We start from the raw sequence: 21212 nt of genomic DNA, 5'->3' as shown, positions 1-21212 counted from the left end.
GCCCGGCCCGCCCTGTTCGGCGGGCCGGGCCTGAGGCGCGCCTGCGGGCAGCCGGCCGGCGGTTGTTCCCAGGGGTGGGTGACGGCGTGTCCGGGTGACGCACCGTCACTCGGACGGCGCAGTCCGGATACCGGTGAATCAGCGATCGCGTTTCGGACATGTAAACCGAAACCTGTCAGTTAATGTCCGTTTTGACGGTTGTTCATTCCGCCTGTCAAGCGCGCTCAGGTGTCGGTCTGCGCAATTTTTCCTCAAAATATCGGCGGTAGGGAGATCCCTATGTCTTCCGCCCTTGACGCGCGTTGAACACTTTGGCGAAAGTTCCCCCAAACCACAGAACCTGCCGGTATCTGTGCTGCGCTCAACTCTCAACCCCCCGGGGGAAGAACAAACATGACCAGTCCAGCCAAGGCTGAGGGCACCGGGCCGTCGATCGCCTTGGAGCCCGAGCTCGAGCCGAACCCCGTTCCCGCCAAGGACGAGAAGAAGCTCGAGGGCCGTTCTCCCGGCCAGTTGATGTGGCAGCGCTTCAAGCGTGACCGTACCGGTGTCATCTGCGCGTGGGTAGTGATTATCTACTTCGTCATCGCGCTGGCGGCGCCGCTGCTGGTCAAGCTGAGCGGGACCGACCCGTACACGCTGTACGGCCAGGACCCGACCTACTCGGACAAGCCCGTCCTGGACGAGTTCGGGCTGCCCCTGGGCTGGTTCGGGGGGATCTCGGGGGAGCACTGGTTCGGTGTGGAGCCGCAGTTCGGCCGTGACGTGTTCGCCATGCTGGTCTACGGCATGCGCACCTCGCTGTTCATGGCGCTCGGGGTGACCACCCTGCTGATGGTGACGGGCATCGTCATCGGCCTGATCGGCGGCTACTTCGGTGGCCGTACCGACTACTGGATCGGCCGGGTCACGGACTTCTTCCTGTCCTTCCCGCAGCAGCTGTTCTTCATCGCCTTCATGCCCGTGGTGACCTCGTTCTTCGTGGACCCGCGGGAGGAGACGCCCACCTACTTCCGGGCGCTGGCGATGCTGATCGTGCTCTGGCTGCTGGGCTGGATGAGCATGGCCCGACTGGTCCGTTCCACCGTGCTGTCCCTGCGGGAGCGCGAGTTCGTGGAGGCCGCGAAGGTCTCCGGAGCCTCGCCCGGCCGGATCGTCCGCAAGGAGATCCTGCCCAACGTGGTGACGCCGATCCTGGTGCAGTTCACGTACCAGTTGCCCAGCACCATCCTCACCATCGCCTTCCTGTCCTTCGCGGGCGTCGGCTTCGTCGAGCCGACTCCGGACTGGGGCCGTCTGTTCGCGGCCGGCTCCAACTACGCGCAGCAGGACCCCGCCTTCATCTTCTTCCCGGGCGTGGCGCTGGTGATCTTCGTCCTGGCCTTCAACCTCCTCGGAGACTCGGTACGGGACGCCTTCGACCCCAAGTCCGGGCGGTAACCGTCCATTGGTGGGGGGTGACTGCCGCCCCCGCGTCGGCCTACCAGCCGCGTCAGGCAGTACTCATGGATAACAACCGACAGGTAGGTGTTTTCGCCATCATGAAGCCGTTCACCTCACGCAGAGCGCGTGCCGTCGTGGTCGCCATCGCGGCCGGCTCGCTGGCGCTCACGGGCTGCTCCGAGAACAAGGGCAGCAAGTCCAGCGGCGACTCCAAGAAGGACCAGGCGGAAGCCGCGACCCAGTCGAAGCCGGTGGCCTACGTCGACGCGGCAGGCTCCACCGGTCCCGCCAAGGAGATCGCCGGCGCCAAGAGCGGCGGCACGGTCCAGGTCTACCAGGAGGCGGGCCTCTCCCACCTCGACCCGAGCCAGATCTACGTCTCGGACGCCGGTCAGGTCGCCAACCTGCTCTTCCGTCGCCTGACGCAGTTCCAGGAGGACGACAAGGGCAACGTCTCGGTCGCCGGCGACCTCGCCACCGACTCGGGCAAGTCCTCCGACGGCGGCAAGACCTGGACCTTCACGCTGAAGGACGGCATCAAGGACGCCAACGGCAACCTGATCACCTCCGCCGACGTCCGCCACACCGTCGAGCGCCAGTTCGCGAAGTTCATCTTCGACGGCCCGCCCTACCTGCAGACCTGGCTCGCGGGCAAGCAGTACGCCGCGGACTACCGCAAGCTCCTGCCCGGCGGCGGCTTCGACGGCAAGCACCTGCCGGCCACCGTCCTGGACACCCCGGACGCGAAGACGGTCGTCTTCCACTTCGACACCGCCCGCCCGGACCTGCCGCAGACGCTGGCCATGGCCGGCTACGGCATCGTCCCGGCGAAGACGGACACGAAGGAGAAGTACGACAAGGCCCCGGTCGCCACCGGCCCGTACAAGATCGCTTCGTACAAGGCCGGCAAGTCCCTGGTGCTCGTCAAGAACACCAACTGGGACCCGAAGACCGACTCCGTGCGCCACCAGTACCCGGACGGCTTCAACTTCCAGTTCGGCGTCACCGAGGCCACCCAGACCCAGCGTCTGATCGCCGACCAGGGCGCCGACAAGAACGCCATCCAGCTCACCGGCGCGGTCGAGGCCACCCAGATCCAGAAGGTCATCGGCACCCCGTCGGTCAACTCCCGCACGGTGAAGGGCTACCAGCCCTACGTCATGCAGCTGACCTTCAACCTGGACCGGGTGAAGAACAAGGCGATCCGCGAGGCCGTCACCTACGCGGTGAACTCCAAGTCGCTCATCGCCGGTGAGGGCGGTGTCTACGGCGGCGACGTGGCCCCGAACTACTTCGCCCCGACCCTGCCGGGCTACGAGGCCAAGTACGACCCGTACGGCCGTCTGAAGACCCCCCAGGGCAACGTGGCCAAGGCCAAGGAGCTCCTGAAGGACGTCCCGGCCGCCGAGAAGAAGCTCGTCTTCGCCTACTCCAGCACCTCGGCCGGCCAGAAGCGCAAGGTCGCCATCGAGGACGCGCTGACCAAGGCCGGCTTCGACGTCGTCTCCAAGGAGGTCGACTCCGCGAGCTACTACGAGCAGATCGGCAAGGTCAACAACCCGTACGACATCTACATCACGGGTTGGGGCCAGGACTGGCCGTCGGCCGGCACCGTGATCACGCCCGTCTACGACCCCAACCAGGTCTCCGACGGCTCGCCGAACTACTCGCACACCAAGGACCCGAAGGTCAAGGCGCTCATCGAGAAGGCCCTGACCCAGGAGCCGGTCGAGGCCGCGAAGACCTGGAAGGAGGCCCAGCACTACCTGCTGGAGACCGTCCTGCCGTCCGCTCCGCTGTGGTACACGAAGCAGTTCCAGCTCTCCGGCTCCAACGTCGGCGGAACCCGCTACGGCTCGGTGTCCAGCCTGCTGGACATCAACCGCATCTTCCTGAAGTCGTAACTCTCTACGGCTGATCGGCGGGGGCGCGCACCAGGCGGAGCGCGCCCCCGCACCTCCGTGAAACCTCCCACCGTCTCCGCAGAGAGCAGCCCCCCGCCATGTTTCAGTTCATCCTCCGGCGCACGGTCGGTGCCGTCGTCACCCTGTTCCTCATCGGCGCCGCCACGTTCTTCCTGTTCGTCGCCGCGCCCTCCGACTACGCGTCCCTGGCCTGTGGCAAGGACTGCTCTCCGCAGCGACTCGAGGACATCCGCGCGGCTCTCGGCCTGAACCTGCCGCTGCACACGCAGTTCTGGGACTTCATGACCGGCATCGTGATGGGCCGTGACTTCCCGACCGGGCACTGCAACGCGCCCTGCCTCGGCATGTCGTTCTACTCCGGCGACCCGGTCTGGTCCACGATCCTGGACCGCTTCCCGACCACCCTGACCCTCACCGTGGGCGGCGCGGTCGTCTTCCTCGTCGTCGGTGTCGGCGCGGGCATGGTCGCCGCGTACAAGCGCGGCTCGTTCGTCGACAAGATCGCCACCGGCGGGTCGATGGTCCTCAGCTCGTTCCAGATCTACTTCCTCGGCCCGATCGTCCTGATCATCTTCGTCTACAGCACGGGCTGGATGGAGAACCCCCAGTACCGCCCGATCACCGAGGACCCGTTCGGCTGGTTCATGGGCATGCTGCTGCCCACGCTGGTGATGGCCACCATCTTCACCGCCCAGTACACGCGTATGGCGCGCTCGTCGATGATCGAGCAGCTCGCCGAGGAACACGTGCGCACCGCCCGCGCCAAGGGCATGCCCCGCAAGTACGTGTTCTTCCGCTACGCCTGGCGCGGCTCCCTCATCCCGATCGTCACCGTTCTCGGTATGGACATCAGCGGCATGCTGGGCGGCGCCGTCGTCACCGAGATCACCTTCTCCCTCCAGGGGATCGGCCGCCTCGCCGTCGAAGGCGCGCAGACCAAGGACCTGCCGCTGACCATGGGCGTCATGCTGTTCGGTGCCTTCTTCATCCTGATCTTCAACATCCTCACCGACATCGCGTACGCCTACATCGACCCGCGCGTCCGGCTCTCCTAGGAAGAACGAACCACCGTGACCACACTGACCAAGACCGAGGACGCCCCGGCCCCCACCGGCCCGGAGAGCTTTCTGTCGGTGCGTGATCTGAAGGTGCGGTTCTCCACCGAGGACGGCATCGTCAAGGCGGTCGACGGCCTCTCCTTCGACGTCGAGCGCGGCAAGACCCTGGGCATCGTCGGCGAGTCCGGCTCCGGCAAGTCCGTCACCAACCTGACGATCCTGGGCCTGCACAACTCCCGCACCACCACCGTCGACGGAGAGATCGTCCTCGACGGCCAGGAGCTCGTCACCGCCTCCGAGAAGGAGCTGGAGCGGCTCCGCGGCAACAAGATGGCGATGATCTTCCAGGACCCGCTGACCGCGCTCTCCCCGTACTACACGGTGGGCCGGCAGCTGTCCGAGCCGTTCATCAAGCACACCGGCGCCTCCAAGAAGGAGGCGAAGGACCGGGCCGTCCAGATGCTGGAGAAGGTCGGCATCCCGCAGCCCAAGGCGCGCTTCGACGACTACCCGCACCAGTTCTCCGGCGGCATGCGCCAGCGCGCGATGATCGCCATGGCGCTGATGTGCGACCCGCAGCTGCTGATCGCCGACGAGCCCACCACCGCGCTGGACGTGACCGTGCAGGCCCAGATCCTGGACCTGCTCAAGGACCTCCAGCAGGAGTTCGGCTCCGCGATCATCTTCATCACCCACGACCTCGGCGTGATCTCCAACATGGCCGACGACCTGCTGGTGATGTACGCGGGCCGGGCCGTGGAGCGCGGCACCGTGCGCGAGGTCATGAGCGCGCCCCGCCACCCCTACACCTGGGGTCTGCTCAGCTCGATGCCGCGGCTGGACAGCGCCGTGGACGAGGCGCTCGTGCCGATCCCCGGCTCGCCGCCCTCGCTGCTCAACCCGCCGACCGGCTGCCCCTTCCACCCGCGGTGCGCCTTCAAGGACGAGGTGCCGGGCACCCTGTGCACCGACAGCCGCCCGCCGCTGGCCGAAGGCCGGGCGTCCGCCTGTCATCTGACGGCCGAGCAGAAGCAGGCCATCTTCATCGACAAGATCCAGCCCCGGCTGCGCTAGGGAGAACCGAGACATGAGCGACAACCTCACCCTCCCGACGCCGCAGGACTCCGCCGGCACCACCGCGTCCGAGCCGCTGCTGACGGTGGAGGGCCTCACCAAGCACTTCCCGATCTACGGCGGCTTCCCGATCAAGCGCAAGGTCGGCGCCGTCCAGGCCGTCGACGGCGTCGACCTGACGGTCGGCGTGGGCGAGAGCGTCGGCCTCGTCGGCGAGTCCGGCTGCGGCAAGTCGACCACGGGCCGGCTCATCACCCGCCTGCTGGACCCGACCGGCGGAAAGATCACCTACGCCGGCCAGGACATCACCAATGCCTCGCGCAGGCAGCTGGCGCCGGTGCGGTCCGAGATCCAGATGATCTTCCAGGACCCGTACTCCTCGCTGAACCCGCGGCAGACCGTCGGCACCATCATCAAGTCGCCGATGGAGGTCAACGGGATCGAGCCCGAGGGCGGCCGGGAGAAGAAGGTCCGGGAGCTGCTGGAGCTCGTCGGCCTCAACCCCGAGCACTACAACCGCTTCCCGCACGAGTTCTCCGGCGGTCAGCGTCAGCGCATCGGCGTGGCCCGCGCGCTCTCCCTGAACCCGAAGCTGATCGTGGCGGACGAGCCGGTCTCCGCGCTCGACGTCTCCATCCAGGCCCAGGTGGTCAACCTGCTCAAGCAGGTGCAGGAGGAGCTGGGCATCGCCTTCCTCTTCATCGCCCACGACCTGGCCGTCGTCCGGCACTTCTCGCAGCGCGTCGCGGTCATGTACCTCGGCAAGGTGGTCGAGGTCGGCGACCGGGACTCCATCTACAACCGCCCGCGCCACCCGTACACGCACGCGCTGCTGTCGGCGGTGCCGGAGGTGGAGCTGGACGGGGAGGACAGCCGGGAGCGGATTCGCCTCGCCGGTGACGTCCCCTCGCCGATCCACCCGCCGTCCGGCTGCCGGTTCCGCACCCGGTGCTGGAAGGCGCAGGACAAGTGCGCGACCGAGGAGCCGCCGCTGGTGCAGCTCTCCGGCAACCGTGAGAGCCACCTCACGGCCTGCCACTTCCCGGAGGACCCGACCACGGAGGCCCGTGCCGAGGACGTCGTCCTGGACCCGGCGCTGAAGGCCCTGGAGGCCGAGGCGGCCGCGGAGCCGGGCAGCGCCGCGAAGGAGTGACCCAGGGGCGCACTGCGGTGTGTTTGCGCTGCAACTGCGTTAACAAGCAGGCAACTTGGCTGACGCCGTTCCGATATACGGACGCGTCAGGCTGAACGGCGTACGGCCGTGCGGGTGCCGTAAGCGGGCCGGGGCGCATCATGCGTCCCGGCCCGCCGCCGTTCGTCTACGCCAGGCCCAGCGAGCGCTTGAGGAAGTCCACCTGGAACAGCAGCAGGTTCTCCGCGACCTGTTCCTGCGGCGTCATGTGGGTGACCCCCGACAGCGGGAGCACCTCGTGCGGCCGGCCGGCGGCCAGCAGGGCCGAGGACAGCCGCAGGGCGTGCGCGACGACCACGTTGTCGTCGGCCAGGCCGTGCACGATCATCAGCGGGCGGTGCGGTTCGGCGGGCGAGGAGAGCCCCTCGTCGGTCACGAGGGAGTTCTCGGCGTACGTCCGCGCCGCCGTGGCCGGGTCGCCGAGGTACCGCTCGGTGTAGTGGGTGTCGTACAGCCGCCAGTCGGTGACCGGTGCGCCCGCGATGCCCGCGTGGAAGACGTCGGGGCGGCGCAGCACCGCCAGGCCGGCCAGCCAGCCGCCGAAGGACCAGCCGCGGATCGCCACCCGGGACAGGTCCAGCGGGTACCGCTTCGCGAGGTCCTCGAGCGCCTCGATCTGGTCGTCGAGGGCGACGGTGAAGTCCTGGTGGATCGCCTTCTCCCAGCCCGGGGAGCGGCCGGGCGTGCCGCGTCCGTCCGCGACGACCACCGCGAAGCCCTGGTCGGCGAACCACTGCGAGGTCAGGTGCGCGTTGTGCGCGGCGAGCACCCGGGGGCCGTGCGGGCCGCCGTAGGGGTCCAGCAGGACGGGAAGCGGGGGAGCGGAGGCGGGCGAGACGTCACCGGGGTAGTCCGTGGGCATAACCACGGCGCACGGGATGCGCCGTGCGCCCCCCTCGGTGAGGAACACGCGGGGGGACAGCCCGGGATCCTCCGCGAACGACCGGATCGTGGTGCCCGAGGCCGCCCCTGAGGCGGCCTGTGCCCCCGTCTGCCTCCGACCGCCGACGCGCAGCACCCGGGCCTGGCTCCCCGGCCGGTCGAGCGTCGCCGACACCAGCACGGTCACGCCCCCGGCGCGCACCGCCGAGTGCACGCCCGGTTCCTCCGAAAGGCGCTCGACGCCGAGCTCGTTGACCCGGTAGACGTGCACCTCGCCGGTCTCCGGGCGTTCCGCGGACTCCCCGGCCGACGCCGCCACCAGCACGTCCTCGGCCGTCACGTCCAGCACCGCTCGCACATGCAGCTGCGCCCCCGTCAGCGGCCGCCCGCCCACCGAGAGCACCCGGGCGCCGCCCTCGTCGGCGATCCGCACCAGATGCCCGGAGGGACTCCAGCACGGCACCCCGGGGAAAAGATCCAGCCAAATCGGATCTTCGTCGGCATGCACCATACGAGTGGCCCCGGAGTCGGTGTCCACCGCCAGGAACAGCTGACTGCGCTGGTCGCGCGCCTGTACGAGCAGCAGCGGCGCACCCGCCGCTGACCAGTGCACTCGCGCCAAGTACGGATAGCGCGCCCGGTCCCAGCGGACCTCCGTGCGCACCCCGTCGAGACCGAGGACGAACAGCCGGACCTCCGCGTTGGCCGTACCGGCAGCTGGATACGGCACGTGGTGTGGGTCACGTTTCGGCTGGGCCGGATCCGAGATCCACCACCGCTCCACCGGTGTGTCGTCGACCCTCGCCACCAGCAGCCGGTCCGACTCGGGGGCCCACCAGAAACCCCGCGAACGACCCATCTCCTCGGCCGCGATGAACTCGGCCAATCCATAGGAAACCGACTCCGACTCCGGCTCGGCCAGCGCCCGGTCGCCCTCGCCCTCGGCGCCCACCACCCGCAGCGAGCCCCCCGCCGCATACGCCACGAGCCGGCCGTCCGGCGAGGGACGGGGGTCGATCACCGGCCCGGCGACCGGCAGTTCACGCGCCGTGCCGGCCCGCAGCTCCGCTGTGAACAGCCGCCCCGACAAGGCGAAAGACGCCAACTCGACGGCGTCGTCGGTGGCGTAGGCGACGATCCCCGCCCCGCCCTCGCGGCTGCGCTCACGCCGCGCCCGCTCCTGAGGGGAGAGATCCTCCGAGGCCCCGCCCAGGAGGGTGCGCGGATCCGCCGCCACGCGCTCCCCGGCACCGGCGGGGTCGAGCACCCACAACGCGTTCGCCCGGTCCGTGCCGGAGGCCGAGCGAAGGAACACGACACGGGAGCCGTCGGGGGCCACCGTGAAAGACCGCGGCGCGCCGAGCGTGAACCGCTGGGTGCGGGCGTGCCGTCGGGGAAAGGAGTCGGACTCGGTCGTCATGCCCCGACCATATTGGCCATGCGCCCCCTTGTGCGGCTGTGCGCCGAGAGATGCGCGCGCACCCGAAGTTATGATCACTGGCGCTACGTGGGTATGAACCTGCTGGCAGTTGTATGGATTTACAAGTTCCCTAGCCCTGTTCCCCCACGTACCCGGGTTCTTGGAGGTGAGCCGCCGTGGCACTCTCGATTTCGGCGGTGGTGCTGCTGGCGATCATCGTCTTCTTGTTGATCAAGAAGTCAGGTCTGAAGGGCGGTCACGCGGTTGTCTGCATCCTGCTCGGCTTCTACCTCGCCTCCTCGACGATGGCGGGCACGATCAACGACCTGACGACGAGCGTGGCCAGCATGATCGGCAGCATCAAGTTCTGACCGGGGGGGCCGACCCTGCGTCTGCCCCCGCGCGAGAGAAGTAGTCCTGCCTCGTAGGGTTGGCTCCATGACGGAACTGCCCGCGCGGCGTCTGCTGCTGGTCCACGCGCATCCCGACGACGAGTCGATCAACAACGGGGCCACCATGGCCCGGTACGCGGCCGAGGGTGTGCAGGTGACCCTGGTCACCTGCACGCTCGGTGAGCGCGGCGAGGTCATCCCGTCCGGGCTGCGGCATCTCGCGGGCGCCGCCCTGGGCGCGCACCGGCGGCGTGAGCTCGCCGACGCCGCTGCCGCCCTCGGCGTCACCGACGTCCGGCTGCTCGGCGGCACCGGCCGCTACGCCGACTCCGGGATGATGGGCCTGCCCGACAACGACGACCCCGGCTGCTTCTGGCAGGCCGACGTCGACGCCGCCGCGGCGGCCCTCGCCGAGGTCGTCCTCGACGTGCGTCCCCAGGTCGTCGTCAGCTACGACGACGAGGGCGGCTACGGCCACCCCGACCACATCCAGGCCCACCGCGTCGCCATGCGGGCCGTCGAGCTCGCCGGGGACGCCGGCTGGAGCGTCCCCAAGGTCTACTGGAACCGCGTCCCGCGCTCCGTAGCCGAGGCCGCCTTCGGCCGCCTCCAGGAGCGGCTGCCCGGGCTCCCCTTCGCCAAGAGCGCCGCCGTCTTGGACGTGCCCGGCGTGGTCGACGACGCCCTGGTCACCACCGAGATCGACGGCACGGCCCACGCCGCCGCCAAGGCCGCCGCGATGCGCGCGCACGCCACCCAGATCGAGGTCGCCCCCGACGACAGTTCCTTCGTCCTCTCCAACGAACTCGCACAACCCCTCTTCACCACCGAGTACTACCAACTCGTGCGCGGGGAAAGGGCGCAGGGGCCCGGCAGGGAGGACGACCTGTTCGCCGGGGTCGAGGCGGAGGCGTGATGACGTACCACGGCTCCCCGCTCGCCCAGCCCTTCAAGCGGCCCTCCGCCGGACGCGTCGCCGCCTGCCTGGGCCTCTTCCTGCTCGGCGCGGCCGCCGGCGTGGCCGGGGCCCTCGTCCAGGCCGGCTGGTTCCCCGGCGGGCTGCTGCTCGCGCTCGTCGGCGCGGCCGGCCTCTTCGTCGGCGGGGCCCGCGCTCTCGGCGGCCGCGCCGGGGCCGTCGCGCCCGCCGCGGGCTGGATGATCTCCGTCGTACTGCTCACCTCGGGCCGGCCCGAAGGCGACTTCCTCTTCGCCGCGGGAAGCGGCTCCTACCTCTTCCTGCTCGGCGGCATGGCCCTCGCTGTGATCTGCGCCACCCTTGTCTCGGGGCGGCAACCGATCGGCGACGACGCCCGACTTGGCAAGTGACGTACCACTTCTCCCCGGCGTGACGGTGGGAGTCCCGTGGGGGTTTCCCCGGCGGTCGTGGGATACAGGCCAGAAGTGGCCAGTATGGTGGTGCGCGCCGCCGAGCCGCCCGTGAGGTTGTGGCGGGCGGCGGAGCCAACCTGGAGAACCTGCCTTGAGTCGTGAAACTGACAGTCCGTCCTCCGGGCCCAACGGGCGCGGCGGAGCCGCATACCCCTCGGGCACCCCGCCGTACGGCACCCCCGTGGTGTCCGACGGCGGTGCGGACGCGGGCCGTTCGGCCGCGCAGCCGGAGGAACGCAAGACCGAGACCACACTGACGACGCGGATCCGCATCAACATCCCCGGATCCCGGCCCATTCCGCCGGTCGTCGTGCGCAAGCCCGTCGCGGACGCCGAGAGCAAGGGCGGCGACGGCGCCGACGCGCAGGCCGCCCGCTCCGCCAGGAGCGGCGCGGGCCCCGCGTCCACGCCGTCCGGTGTGCCAGGAGGCGGGAGTTCGGCCGGGGCCGGCGCCCCCGCCGGCGCCGTCGAGGCGTCCGCCGAGCAGCCGCCCGGCGCGGAGGAGAAGCAGAGCGACTGGTTCGCGCCGCGCAAGTCCGGCGGCGGCAAGGGCGGTCAGGGCTCCGGCTCCAGCAACGGGGCGGGTCTGCCCGGTGGTTCCGCCGCGGGCGTGGGTCCCGGTTCCGCGGGTCCCGCCGAGAGCGGTGCGCGTCCGGGCGGTTCCGGCGCGGGTGCGCCCGGCGGCCGCCCCGGTGCGGGCGCGGGACGCCCCGGCGGCGTGGTCGGCTCCATGAGCGTGCCGGGCGGCGCGCGTTCGGGCGGCACGAACGGCGCGGGCATGCCCGGCGCTCGCTCGGGCGGGACCAACGGCGCCGGACTCCCCGGCGCCACCGGCGGCCCCGTCGCTCCGGGGCACGGCGGCGGCACCGGCTCCTTCGACGTCACCGAGGCGCTCGCCGCGGGCCCGCTGGGCGGCGGCGCGCGACCCGCGCAGGGCGGCGGCCCCGAGACGCGCCGCGACGACCTGCCGTACTTCTCCGACAACGGCGGCGCGCGCGACGGCCAGGGCGTGCTCGACGGCCCGACCGGCGGTCCCGGTGACCCCCACGACTTCAACGGACCGGACAGCCCCCGCGGCCGCGGGGGTGCGGGCGGCCCCCAGCACCCGTCAGGCCCGACCAGCGGTCCGGTCACCGGCGACGGCCCCGTCGTGCCGCCGGTGCGCGGCGGAGCGCCCGGTGCGCACGCCGGTGCGGTGGGCTCGCCGCAGGCGCCTCACGCGCCCGGTGCGCCCGCAGGTCAGGGCCGTCCCCGCGGCGGTCAGGGCAACCCGGCCGGCCCCGGCCGTCCCGGCGGCCCCGGCGCCCCCGCGGGCCCCGCCGGTCACGGTCGCCCCGGTGCGCCCGCGGGCGGCGGCGCCCCCGCCGGCCGGTACCCCGGCGGCGGGCTCAGCGACGACACCGCGATCCTCACCCCGCAGAAGCCGGCCCCCGAGCCGGGCGCGGGCGGCGGCTACCCCCGTCACGACAACGTCTCCGGAGACACCGTCACCAGCGGTATCCCCGTCGTGCCCTCTTCCGGGCAGAAGCCGGGCCCCGGCGACCGGTTCGCGCCGGCCGGCCCCGGCGACGGGCCGCTGCCGAACACCCCGCCGCAGGTGTCCGAGCCGGCCGGCCAGAACGCGCCGGCGGGCGGCTCCAAGAAGAACCAGAAGGCCGCCAAGCCCAAGAAGAAGAAGGGCCGCAGCAAGCTGGTCCTGGTCGGCGGTCTGCTCGTCGTCGGCGCGGCCGGCGCCTACGGCGCGGGCCTGCTGATGAACCACTCCGACGTGCCCAAGGGCACCACCGTGCTCGGCGTCGAGATCGGCGGCGGCACCCGTGACGACGCCGTCAAGAAGCTCGGCGAGGCCTTCGACGGCCGGGTGGACAAGGCGATGAAGCTGTCCGTGGACGGCGCCGCCGTCACCCTCAAGCCGGACCAGGCGGGCCTGCAGTTCGACATGCAGGCCACCGTCGACGCGGCCGCCGGGAGCGACTACAACCCGGTCTCCGTGATCGGCTCGCTGTTCGGGCAGCACCGCGTCGTCGACCCGGTCATGCCGGTCGACGAGGAGAAGCTCCAGGCCGCCCTCAAGAGCGCCGCGGGCGGCTCCGGATCGTCCAGCGACGGCACCATCAAGTTCGAGTCGGGCAAGGCCGTCGCCGTCTACGGCAAGGCGGGCAAGGGCATCGACGCGGCGAAGGCCGGGACGGCCGTCGCCGACGCCTACCGCGCCCAGGTGGAGAGCGGCGCCACGACCCCGGTGAAGGTCCCCACGACCACCCGCCGGCCGACGGTGCCCGACGCCGAGGTCGACCGGATGATGAAGGAGTTCGCCACTCCGGCGATGTCGGGCAAGGTCACCGTCCAGACCGACGCGGCGCACTCCGTCCCGCTGAGCCCGAAGAACTCCCTGTGGAAGTTCCTCGGCGTCAAGGCGGTCAACGGCAAGCTCGTCGAGTACTACGACAAGGCCGCCCTCAAGGAGCTGTACGGCAACGCCTTCGACGGCGTCCTGATCACCCGCGGAACCGGCCAGAAGACGCCCGTCACCGTCGAGGACGTCATCAACGCGCTGCGCCCGGCCCTCAAGAGCGAGACGAACCGGATCGGAATCATCGACACCGACCCGAGCTGACCAGTGGGTTCACGAAGGGGCGTCCGGCCTGACCGCCGGGCGCCCCTTCGTGCGTCCCGTCGTCCGTAGGGGCCATGACATCTGTCATGCGGCAGTCCGGACGCCCGGCACTGCCGTCGAAGGCACCGTGCGGGCCACCATCGACGCATGACGACGACGACACCGGTGGTCGAGTTCGACCAGGTGCACAAGGGATTCGGGGACGTGCGGGCGGTGGACGGGCTCAGTCTCGCCCTGCACCCGGGGGAGACCGTGGCGCTGCTGGGGCCCAACGGCGCCGGCAAGTCGACCACGCTGGACCTCCTCCTCGGCCTCAAGCACGCCGACAGCGGCACGGTCCGCGTGTTCGGCGCGAGCCCGCGCGAGGCGATCGTCGCCGGGCGGGTGGGCGCGATGCTCCAGAGCGGCGGGCTGATGGACGAGGTCACCGTCGCCGAACTGGTCACGCTCGCCTGCCGGCTGCACCCCCGCCCCTACCGCCCCGACGACGTGATGGCCCGCGCGGGCATCACCAAGATCGCCGCCCAGAAGGTGGACAAGCTCTCCGGCGGCCAGGCCCAGCGGGTCCGCTTCGCCCTGGCCACCGCGGGTGACAGCGACCTGATCGTCCTTGACGAGCCCACCACCGGCATGGACGTCACCGCCCGCCGGGCGTTCTGGGCCACCATGCGCGAACAGGCCGACCAGGGCCGCACGGTCCTCTTCGCCACCCACTACCTGGAAGAGGCCGACGCGACAGCCGACCGCGTCCTGGTCCTGCGCCACGGCCGCCTCCTCGCCGACGGCACCGCCGCCGAGATCAAGGCCAAGGCCGGCGCCCGGCGCATCGCCTTCGACCTCGCCGACGACGCGGTCGGCGAGGCCACCGAGAGCGCCCTGCGCGGCCTGCCCTTCCTCACCACGCTGGACGTCTCCGGCCACACGGTCCGCATCCAGTCCACCGACGCCGACGCCACCGTCCACGCCCTCTACGGCCTCGGGCTCTACCCCCGCAACCTCGAAGTCGCCGGTCTCGGCCTGGAACAGGCCTTCGTCGCCCTCACCGCCGCCGAGGAGGCGCACACCTCATGAACGGCCTCATCAAGCTCGAACTGACCCGCGCCCTGCGCAACCGCAAGTTCCTGTTCTTCTCGGTGATCTACCCCTCGGTCCTCTTCCTGCTCATCGCCGGCAGCGCCGACAGCACGACGAAGATCGACGGCACCGGGCTGACCCTCCCCACCTACATGATGGTCTCCATGGCCTCCTTCGGGGCCCTCACCGCCGTCCTGATGGGCAACAGCGAGCGCATCGCCAAGGAGCGGCAGAACGGCTGGGTACGGCAGCTGCGGCTGACCTCGCTGCCCGGCCGGGGCTTCGTCCTCGCCAAGACCGCGAGCGCCGCCGTCGTCAGCCTGCCGTCCATCGTCGTCGTCTTCGTCGTCGCCGCGACCGTGAAGCACGTACGCCTGGACGCCTGGCAGTGGCTGGTCCTGACCGCCGCGATCTGGGCCGGCAGCCTCGTCTTCGCCGCGCTCGGCGTCGCCCTCGGGTACCTGGCGAGCGGCGACGCGGTCCGCCCGATCACGATGATCACCTACTTCGGCCTGTCGATCCTCGGCGGTCTGTGGATGCCCACGGCGACCTTCCCGGAATGGCTCCAGCAGATCTCCAAGTGGGTCCCCACGCACGCGTACGCTGCTCTCGGACAGGCCATCGAACAGAACCAGGCACCGCACGCCGAGGACATCGCCGTCCTGGCCGTCTACTTCGCCCTGTTCACCGGCGGCGCGGCCTGGCTGTACCGGAAGGACACGCTGAAGGCGTGAGCGGCATCCGCATCGGGCAGCGCCCGCAGAACAACCGGCAGAGATACGTCAAGCTGCTCTGGACCAGCATCTGGCTGGCGTACCTCGGCGCACCCGTCAGCGACCTGCTGCACGGCGGGCACAGCACCGTCGCCCGCGTCCTCGGCTGGACGGGGCTGGTCGCCTTCGTCGCCTGGTACCTGGCCCTGGTCTTCCGCACCGGGCGGGGCGAGCGCAACGGCGCGGTGCTCGCCTCGCTGGCGGTCCTGGCGACCGAGTCGACCGTCCTCGCCCTCTCACTGGGCCGCGAATGGCTCGTGCTCTTCGTGTACGTGGCGATCTCCTCCGGCGCCGCCCTGCCGCTGCGCCTGTCCCGCTGGACCGTCCCGGCCGTCTCGGCCCTGCTGACCGGGGTCGCCTTCGCCGTCCCCGGCGGCAGCACCCTTCTGGCGGCGCTGCTCTTCCCCGCCCTCCTCGGCGGCTTCTCGATGACCGGCGTGCGCGAACTGATCCGTACGACCGTGGAGTTGCGCGAGGCCCGCGCCACCGTCGCCCAGCTCGCCGCCAACGAGGAGCGGCTGCGGCTCGCCCGGGACCTGCACGACCTGCTCGGACACTCGCTGTCGCTGATCACGCTGAAGAGCGAACTCGCGGGCCGTATGCTCCCCGAGCACCCCGACCGGGCGGCCCAGCAGGTCGCCGACATCGAACAGGTCAGCCGACAGGCGCTCGTCGACGTCCGCGAGGCCGTCACCGGATACCGCAGGCGCCGGCTGCCCACCGAACTGGCCGGGGCCAAGGTCGCGTTGGCCGCCGCCGGCGTCACCGCCGACCTGCCCGGCGAACCCGACCTGTCCGGCGTCCCCGAGGAGAGCGAGGCGGCCCTCGCCTGGGCCCTGCGCGAGGCCGTCACCAACGTCGTACGGCACAGCGGGGCCCGGCGCTGCACGGTCGGCCTCGCCCGACGGCAGACCCTGGACGGCGCCGTCATCGAGCTCAGCGTCGAGGACGACGGCTCGGGCGGCCCGGGGGAGGGCCCCGGCAACGGGCTGACCGGCCTCTCCGAACGTCTGGAGAAGGCCGGCGGCTCCCTGGAGGCGGGCGGCGCCCGGCACGGGTTCCGCCTGGTCGCCCGTGCCCCGGCAGGCTCCCCGGCCGCCGACATAGGATCCCGCGCATGACGACCCGAACGATCAAAGTCCTGCTCGCCGAGGACCAGTCCATGGTCCGCGAGGCCCTCGCCGCCCTGCTCGGCCTGGAGGACGACATCGAGGTGGTCGCCCAGGTCGCCCGCGGCGACGAGGTGCTGGCGGCCGCGCGGGAGCACGGCGTCGACGTGGCCCTCCTCGACATCGAGATGCCCGGCGCGACCGGCATCGAGGCGGCGGCCACGCTGCACGCGGCCCTGCCGGGCGTGAGGCTGGTCGTCCTCACCACCTTCGGCCGTCCCGGCTATCTGCGCAGCGCGATGGAGGCCGGCGCCGACGCCTTCCTGGTCAAGGACGCCCCCGCCGCCCAGCTCGCCGAGGCGATCCGCAAGGTGCTCGCGGGGGAGCGGGTCATCGACCCCACGCTCGCCGCCGCGGCCCTCGCCGAGGGCGCCAACCCGCTGACCGACCGCGAACGCGAGGTGCTGCGCGCGGCGGCCGACGGCTCCACCAACGCGGAACTCGCGGCGGCCCTCCACCTGTCCCAGGGCACGGTCCGCAACTACCTGTCCACGGCCATCCAGAAACTGACCGCCCGCAACCGGGCCGAAGCGGTGCGCATAGCGAGGGAGAAGGGCTGGCTCTGACCCCGCCCGGCGGCAGCCGGAGCGGCGAACGCCTTCACCCGGGATCTCCCGGTCAGTTCAGCATCGACCGGGCCGCGTGGGCCTCCCGTCGCACCCGGTCGGCCGTCCCCTCGTCCACCACCTCCACCAGCCCCGCGTACTCCTCCATCTCCACCGCGCCGGCGACGAACTCCCCCCGCTCCACCAGCAGTTGCGCTCGTTCGTAACGCAACCGGGCCGGATGCGAGGGCAGCAGCAGCGCCAGCTCCACCGCCCACAGCGCCACATCCGAGCGCTCCGGCCGGGCGGACGCCCACGCCCGCACGTTGTTGAGGATCCGCGCGACCACGTCCACCGTCTCCGCCGGCCGCAGCATCTCCGGGGCAGGCGGAGCCCCCGTCGCCCCCGTCACCAGCAGCTCCGCGTCCCGCCCGGACAGCAGCCGGCCCCCGTCGAACGGGTCGACGAGCACCTGCCGACCGGGATCGTCCCGCGGCCCGAACCCGACCACGAAGTGCCCCGGCAGGGCGACCCCGTACACCGGCGCGCCCGCCCGCCGGGCCACCTCGATCCACACCACCGACAGCAGGATCGGCAGCCCCCTGCGCCGCTGGAGCACACGGTGCAGCAGGGACGACTCCAAGCGCTGGTAGTCCGCCGCCGAACCGCGGAACCCCTGCCGCTCGCCCAGCAGCTCCCGCACCGCCACCGCCCACGACCGGGGCCCGCCCGGCCGGAACGGCACCTGGCCCGCCAGCCGGTCCAGCTCGACCTGTGCCGCGTCCATCCCGGCCTCGTCCAGCGCCCCGTCCGCCTCCGCGCCCACCAGCAGGCACAGCAACGACAGATCGGGCCGCTCGGACCTCGCCTCCTCGGCGAACCGCCGCCGCACCTCGGTGAACTCCGGCCCCGTCACGGCGCACCCCCCGCCGGCTGCCGGTAGTGGTGGTAGGCGTGGTGCGCCCCGAAGCCCAGCCCCGCGTACAGCGAGCGCGCGCCCGCGTTGTCGTCCTCGACCTGCAGCCAGGCCGCCGAGGCGCCCTCCTCCAGCGCCCGCCCGGCCAGCGCGGCCATCACCCGCGTCGCCAGCCCTTGCCGCCGCCGCGTCGGATCGACCTCGACCGCGGCGAACCCGGCCCACCGCCCGTCCACGACCAACCGGCCGACGGCGGCGGGAACGCCCGCCTCGCCGGGCAGGGACGCGAACCACACCGACGGCCCCGCGCCCAGCACCTTCAACGCCACCTCGCTCACCCCCTTGCGCTGGTACCGCGCCAGCCACGCCTCGTCGGCCTCCCGGGCGAGCACCACACCCTCAGCGTCCGCCCGGTCCGCGACCGGCGCCAGCGCTCCGATCCACAGCTCGGCGCTCACCTCGCGCACCCAGCCGCGCCGCTCCAGCTCCGCGCAGAGCAGCTCCTGCGTGCCCTCGGCCCCGGTCGCGGTCTGCACATAGGCGGGCAACCCCCGGACGCCGTACCAGTGCCGTACGGCGTCCAGCGCCTCGTCGAGGGGGCGCCCCGGGTCGCCGAGGGGCAGCACGGAGTTGGCGCGGCGGGTGAACCCGGCGGCCGCCCGCAGCTCCCACCCGCCCAGCGGCTCGCTCTCCAGCGGCCGCCACGCCCGGGAGGCGGTCCGGGCCAGCTCCTCGTAGGAGGCGGCCGGCCCCCGGCGGCGGGCCGGAGCGGCCGGCACGACCTTCCCCGCGACCAGCGAGGACGCGGGGATGCGGACGCTCTCACCGCTCCTGCGTGTGATCACCAGCACATCGTCGTCCCATGATGTGAGAACACCCACCGTGTCGGTGAATTTCCCCTGTGTCACTCCGGGTTCGCCAAGGCGTCGTACGGAGACGCGTTTGCCCACGTCAGCAGCGGTGATTCGGACTTCGAGGCGTCCGGCGGCCGAGATTTCCACGGGTCGACTCCCCCCTCCTGTTCGGATCATTGCCAGGAACGGAGATACTAGGGGCGGGCATCGACGACGCCGCGCTCCCGCGCGCCAGGCGGCGGAGCCTGAGAGAGGCCCGCCAGCGCCCTATCGAGGAGGAACGACAGCGTGACCTACGTCATCGCGCAGCCTTGTGTCGACGTCAAGGACAAGGCGTGCATCGAGGAGTGCCCGGTCGACTGCATCTACGAGGGCCAGCGGTCCTTGTACATCCACCCGGACGAATGCGTCGACTGTGGCGCCTGTGAACCGGTCTGCCCGGTCGAGGCGATCTTCTACGAGGACGACACTCCCGAGGAGTGGAAGGACTACTACAAGGCGAACGTCGAGTTCTTCGACGAGCTCGGCTCGCCGGGCGGCGCCAGCAAGCTGGGGCTGATCGAGCGTGACCACCCCTTCATCGCCGCGCTGCCGCCCCAGGCCGGGTAAGCGCACGAGCGGCCCGTACTGCTCCGTGCCCCCTCTGCCCCGTACGGCCCTGTCGCGGCCGTGCGGGGCCGAGCCGTCCGCTGTACGGGGCGTCGCACCGACGAAAGTGAGCCACTGACCGTGTCCGCAGTGTCCGCAGTCTCCGACCGCCTTCCGGCCTTTCCCTGGGACAAGCTGGAGCCGTACAAGAAGACGGCCGCCGCCCATCCCGACGGCATCGTCGACCTGTCCGTCGGCACGCCGGTCGACCCGGTCCCGGACCTGATCCAGAAGGCCCTGGTCGACGCGGCGGACTCCCCGGGCTACCCCACCGTCTGGGGCACCCCGGCGCTGCGGGACGCGATCACCGGCTGGGTGGAGCGCCGACTGGGCGCCCGCGAGGTCACCCACCGGCATGTGCTGCCGATCGTCGGCTCCAAGGAACTCGTCGCCTGGCTCCCCACCCAGCTGGGCCTCGGCCCCGGCGACCGGGTCGCCTTCCCCCGCCTGGCCTACCCGACCTACGAGGTCGGCGCCCGTCTGGCGCGCGCCGGGCACGAGGTCTACGACGACCCGACCGAGCTGGACCCCGAGGGGCTGAAGCTCCTCTGGCTGAACTCGCCGTCGAACCCCACCGGCAAGGTCCTCGGCAAGGCCGAGCTGACCCGGATCGTCGCCTGGGCCCGCGAGCACGGCGTCCTGGTCTTCTCCGACGAGTGCTACCTCGAACTGGGCTGGGAGGCCGACCCCGTCTCCGTCCTCCACCCGGACGTCAACGGCGGCTCCTATGACGGGATCGTCGCGGTCCACTCCCTGTCCAAGCGGTCGAACCTCGCGGGCTACCGCGCCGCCTTCCTGGCCGGCGACCCGGCGGTCCTCGCGCCGCTGCTGGAGATCCGCAAGCACGGCGGCATGATGACGTCGGCGCCCACGCAGGCGGCGGTCGTGGCCGCCCTCTCCGACGACGTCCACGTCCACGAGCAGCGCGAGCGCTACGCCGCCCGCCGCACCGCCCTGCGCGCCGCACTGCTCGACCACGGCTTCCGCATCGAGCACAGCGAGGCCAGCCTCTACCTGTGGGCCACCCGCGACGAGTCCTGCTGGGCCACCGTCGCCCATCTCGCCGACCTGGGCATCCTGGTGGCCCCCGGCGACTTCTACGGCACGGCGGGCGCCCACCACGTACGGGTGGCCCTGACGGCTTCGGACGAGCGGGTGACAGCGGCGGTGGCCCGTCTGACCCGGCGCTGACGCCGCGCACGCGGCGGAGACGCGGAAGGGGCCCGGCGTGATCGCCGGGCCCCTTCCGCGTCGCGGGCGTCAGCCCAGCGGCAGGCCCTTCGTCGGCAGCCCCTTCGTGGGCAGCGTGCCCGTCCCCGGCAGACCGCCCTTGGCCGCCGAGGAAGCCGTGTCCCCGAGGATCCCGCCGGCCGACCCGGCTGCCTCGCCGGCCGCCTTCTGCGCCACCGGCGTGGCCTTCTTCAGGGCCTTGCCCCCGGCCTTGCCCGCCGCCGGCACCGCCTGCTTGACCGCCTTGCCGCCGGTGTCGCCCGCGGTCCCGGTGACGCCTCGCGCCGCGCCGTCGAGCGTGTTGCCGACGTTCGCCCCGTCCAGGGCGGTCAGTCCGCCCACGTTCGGGGCGGCGGGCAGCGCGGGGGCCGCGCCGGCGGAGCCGGCCGCACCGACCCCGGCGGCCGCTCCCGCAGCGACGAGCAGCGCGGCACGGGCGATCCTGCGGGTCAGGGGGAGGGTCATGATGCTCCTTACACGGAGGGGAACGCCGGACGATCACCAGGAGGTCGATCGTCCGCCTCGGTCGCAGTGACTACCGCTCGAGATCCACGAAGGTTGCGGACCGCCGCCGTAAAGAGTTGGCAATGCGTCGCATAATCGCCTGCGGA

19 protein-coding genes are annotated in these 21212 nt (G+C 71.7%); 15 read left to right on the top strand and 4 right to left on the bottom strand.

Going from position 1 to position 21212, the window contains the following annotated elements; genetic code table 11:
• Positions 1 to 393 precede the first annotated feature (393 nt).
• From ACIRS4_RS26290 to ACIRS4_RS26270, 5 genes are all read left to right on the top strand, one after another.
• On the top strand, positions 394 to 1440 hold the full coding sequence (locus ACIRS4_RS26290; RefSeq protein WP_404200600.1) for an ABC transporter permease: 1047 nt from the start codon (positions 394 to 396) through the stop codon (positions 1438 to 1440).
• 101 nt (positions 1441 to 1541) lie between these two features.
• Positions 1542 to 3347: an ABC transporter substrate-binding protein gene (locus ACIRS4_RS26285; RefSeq protein WP_404200597.1), complete on the top strand. Its 1806-nt coding sequence runs from the start codon at positions 1542 to 1544 to the stop codon at positions 3345 to 3347.
• A 98-nt stretch (positions 3348 to 3445) separates the two neighbouring features.
• A complete protein-coding gene (locus tag ACIRS4_RS26280) occupies positions 3446 to 4423 on the top strand; it encodes an ABC transporter permease (protein ID WP_404200594.1) in 978 nt (325 codons plus the stop codon).
• 15 nt (positions 4424 to 4438) lie between these two features.
• The gene (locus tag ACIRS4_RS26275; protein WP_404200591.1) at positions 4439 to 5500 is read left to right on the top strand and encodes an ABC transporter ATP-binding protein; all 1062 of its coding nucleotides are present in this window, start codon (positions 4439 to 4441) and stop codon (positions 5498 to 5500) included.
• A gap of 13 nt (positions 5501 to 5513) precedes the next feature.
• A complete protein-coding gene (locus ACIRS4_RS26270) occupies positions 5514 to 6653 on the top strand; it encodes an ABC transporter ATP-binding protein (RefSeq protein WP_404200588.1) in 1140 nt (379 codons plus the stop codon).
• A 166-nt stretch (positions 6654 to 6819) separates the two neighbouring features.
• Here ACIRS4_RS26270 and ACIRS4_RS26265 read toward each other — a convergent pair whose 3' ends face one another.
• Positions 6820 to 8994 (bottom strand): prolyl oligopeptidase family serine peptidase, encoded by a 2175-nt coding sequence (locus tag ACIRS4_RS26265; RefSeq protein ID WP_404200585.1) that lies wholly within the window; start codon positions 8992 to 8994, stop codon positions 6820 to 6822.
• Positions 8995 to 9170: 176 nt separating this feature from the next.
• On the opposite strand from ACIRS4_RS26265, the gene ACIRS4_RS26260 reads away from it, so the two are divergent.
• The 8 genes from ACIRS4_RS26260 (at position 9171) to ACIRS4_RS26225 (ending at position 16974) form a co-directional block, all read left to right on the top strand.
• Positions 9171 to 9365, top strand: a complete 195-nt coding sequence (locus ACIRS4_RS26260) for a hypothetical protein (RefSeq protein ID WP_030783885.1) — start codon at positions 9171 to 9173, stop codon at positions 9363 to 9365.
• Between the two features lie 67 nt (positions 9366 to 9432).
• Positions 9433 to 10302, top strand: coding sequence for an N-acetyl-1-D-myo-inositol-2-amino-2-deoxy-alpha-D-glucopyranoside deacetylase (gene mshB / locus ACIRS4_RS26255; RefSeq protein ID WP_404200582.1), 870 nt, complete (start codon positions 9433 to 9435; stop codon positions 10300 to 10302).
• Complete coding sequence (locus ACIRS4_RS26250; protein WP_404200579.1) at positions 10302 to 10712, top strand: DUF6113 family protein; 411 nt, start codon at positions 10302 to 10304, stop codon at positions 10710 to 10712. Before mshB ends, ACIRS4_RS26250 begins: the two co-directional genes overlap by 1 nt.
• A 154-nt stretch (positions 10713 to 10866) precedes the next feature.
• Positions 10867 to 13392, top strand: a complete 2526-nt coding sequence (locus ACIRS4_RS26245) for a hypothetical protein (RefSeq protein ID WP_404200576.1) — start codon at positions 10867 to 10869, stop codon at positions 13390 to 13392.
• A gap of 147 nt (positions 13393 to 13539) precedes the next feature.
• A complete protein-coding gene (locus ACIRS4_RS26240) occupies positions 13540 to 14463 on the top strand; it encodes an ABC transporter ATP-binding protein (RefSeq protein ID WP_404200573.1) in 924 nt (307 codons plus the stop codon).
• Positions 14460 to 15200 carry an ABC transporter permease gene (locus ACIRS4_RS26235; protein WP_404200570.1) on the top strand — a complete coding sequence of 247 codons (741 nt, stop codon included), beginning with the start codon at positions 14460 to 14462 and terminating at the stop codon, positions 15198 to 15200. Before ACIRS4_RS26240 ends, ACIRS4_RS26235 begins: the two co-directional genes overlap by 4 nt.
• The gene (locus ACIRS4_RS26230; protein ID WP_404200567.1) at positions 15197 to 16360 is read left to right on the top strand and encodes a sensor histidine kinase; all 1164 of its coding nucleotides are present in this window, start codon (positions 15197 to 15199) and stop codon (positions 16358 to 16360) included. Before ACIRS4_RS26235 ends, ACIRS4_RS26230 begins: the two co-directional genes overlap by 4 nt.
• Positions 16357 to 16974 carry a response regulator transcription factor gene (locus ACIRS4_RS26225; protein ID WP_404200564.1) on the top strand — a complete coding sequence of 206 codons (618 nt, stop codon included), beginning with the start codon at positions 16357 to 16359 and terminating at the stop codon, positions 16972 to 16974. Before ACIRS4_RS26230 ends, ACIRS4_RS26225 begins: the two co-directional genes overlap by 4 nt.
• 52 nt (positions 16975 to 17026) lie before the next feature.
• On the opposite strand, the gene ACIRS4_RS26220 is transcribed toward ACIRS4_RS26225, so the two are convergent.
• A complete protein-coding gene (locus tag ACIRS4_RS26220) occupies positions 17027 to 17869 on the bottom strand; it encodes a transglutaminase-like domain-containing protein (protein ID WP_404200561.1) in 843 nt (280 codons plus the stop codon).
• Entirely contained in the window at positions 17866 to 18870 is a 1005-nt protein-coding gene (locus ACIRS4_RS26215; RefSeq protein ID WP_404200559.1) for a GNAT family N-acetyltransferase, read from the bottom strand. The genes ACIRS4_RS26220 and ACIRS4_RS26215 overlap by 4 nt, the downstream gene beginning before the upstream one ends.
• A gap of 141 nt (positions 18871 to 19011) precedes the next feature.
• Here ACIRS4_RS26215 and fdxA point away from each other — a divergent pair, with 141 nt between their 5' ends.
• Positions 19012 to 19332 (top strand): ferredoxin, encoded by a 321-nt coding sequence (gene fdxA / locus ACIRS4_RS26210; protein WP_130443832.1) that lies wholly within the window; start codon positions 19012 to 19014, stop codon positions 19330 to 19332.
• Positions 19333 to 19461: 129 nt separating this feature from the next.
• Entirely contained in the window at positions 19462 to 20562 is a 1101-nt protein-coding gene (locus tag ACIRS4_RS26205) for a bifunctional succinyldiaminopimelate transaminase/glutamate-prephenate aminotransferase (RefSeq protein ID WP_404200556.1), read from the top strand.
• A gap of 69 nt (positions 20563 to 20631) precedes the next feature.
• Here the strand turns inward: ACIRS4_RS26205 and ACIRS4_RS26200 are convergent, their stop codons facing one another.
• Positions 20632 to 21066 (bottom strand): ATP-binding protein, encoded by a 435-nt coding sequence (locus ACIRS4_RS26200; protein ID WP_404200553.1) that lies wholly within the window; start codon positions 21064 to 21066, stop codon positions 20632 to 20634.
• Positions 21067 to 21212: the final 146 nt, after the last annotated feature.

Origin of the sequence: Streptomyces sp. NPDC101166, from assembly GCF_044768125.1 — a bacterium.
GTDB lineage: Bacteria > Actinomycetota > Actinomycetes > Streptomycetales > Streptomycetaceae > Streptomyces.
The sequence above is the reverse complement of the archived record's forward strand: the minus strand, read 5'-3'. Positions and strand labels throughout refer to the sequence as shown.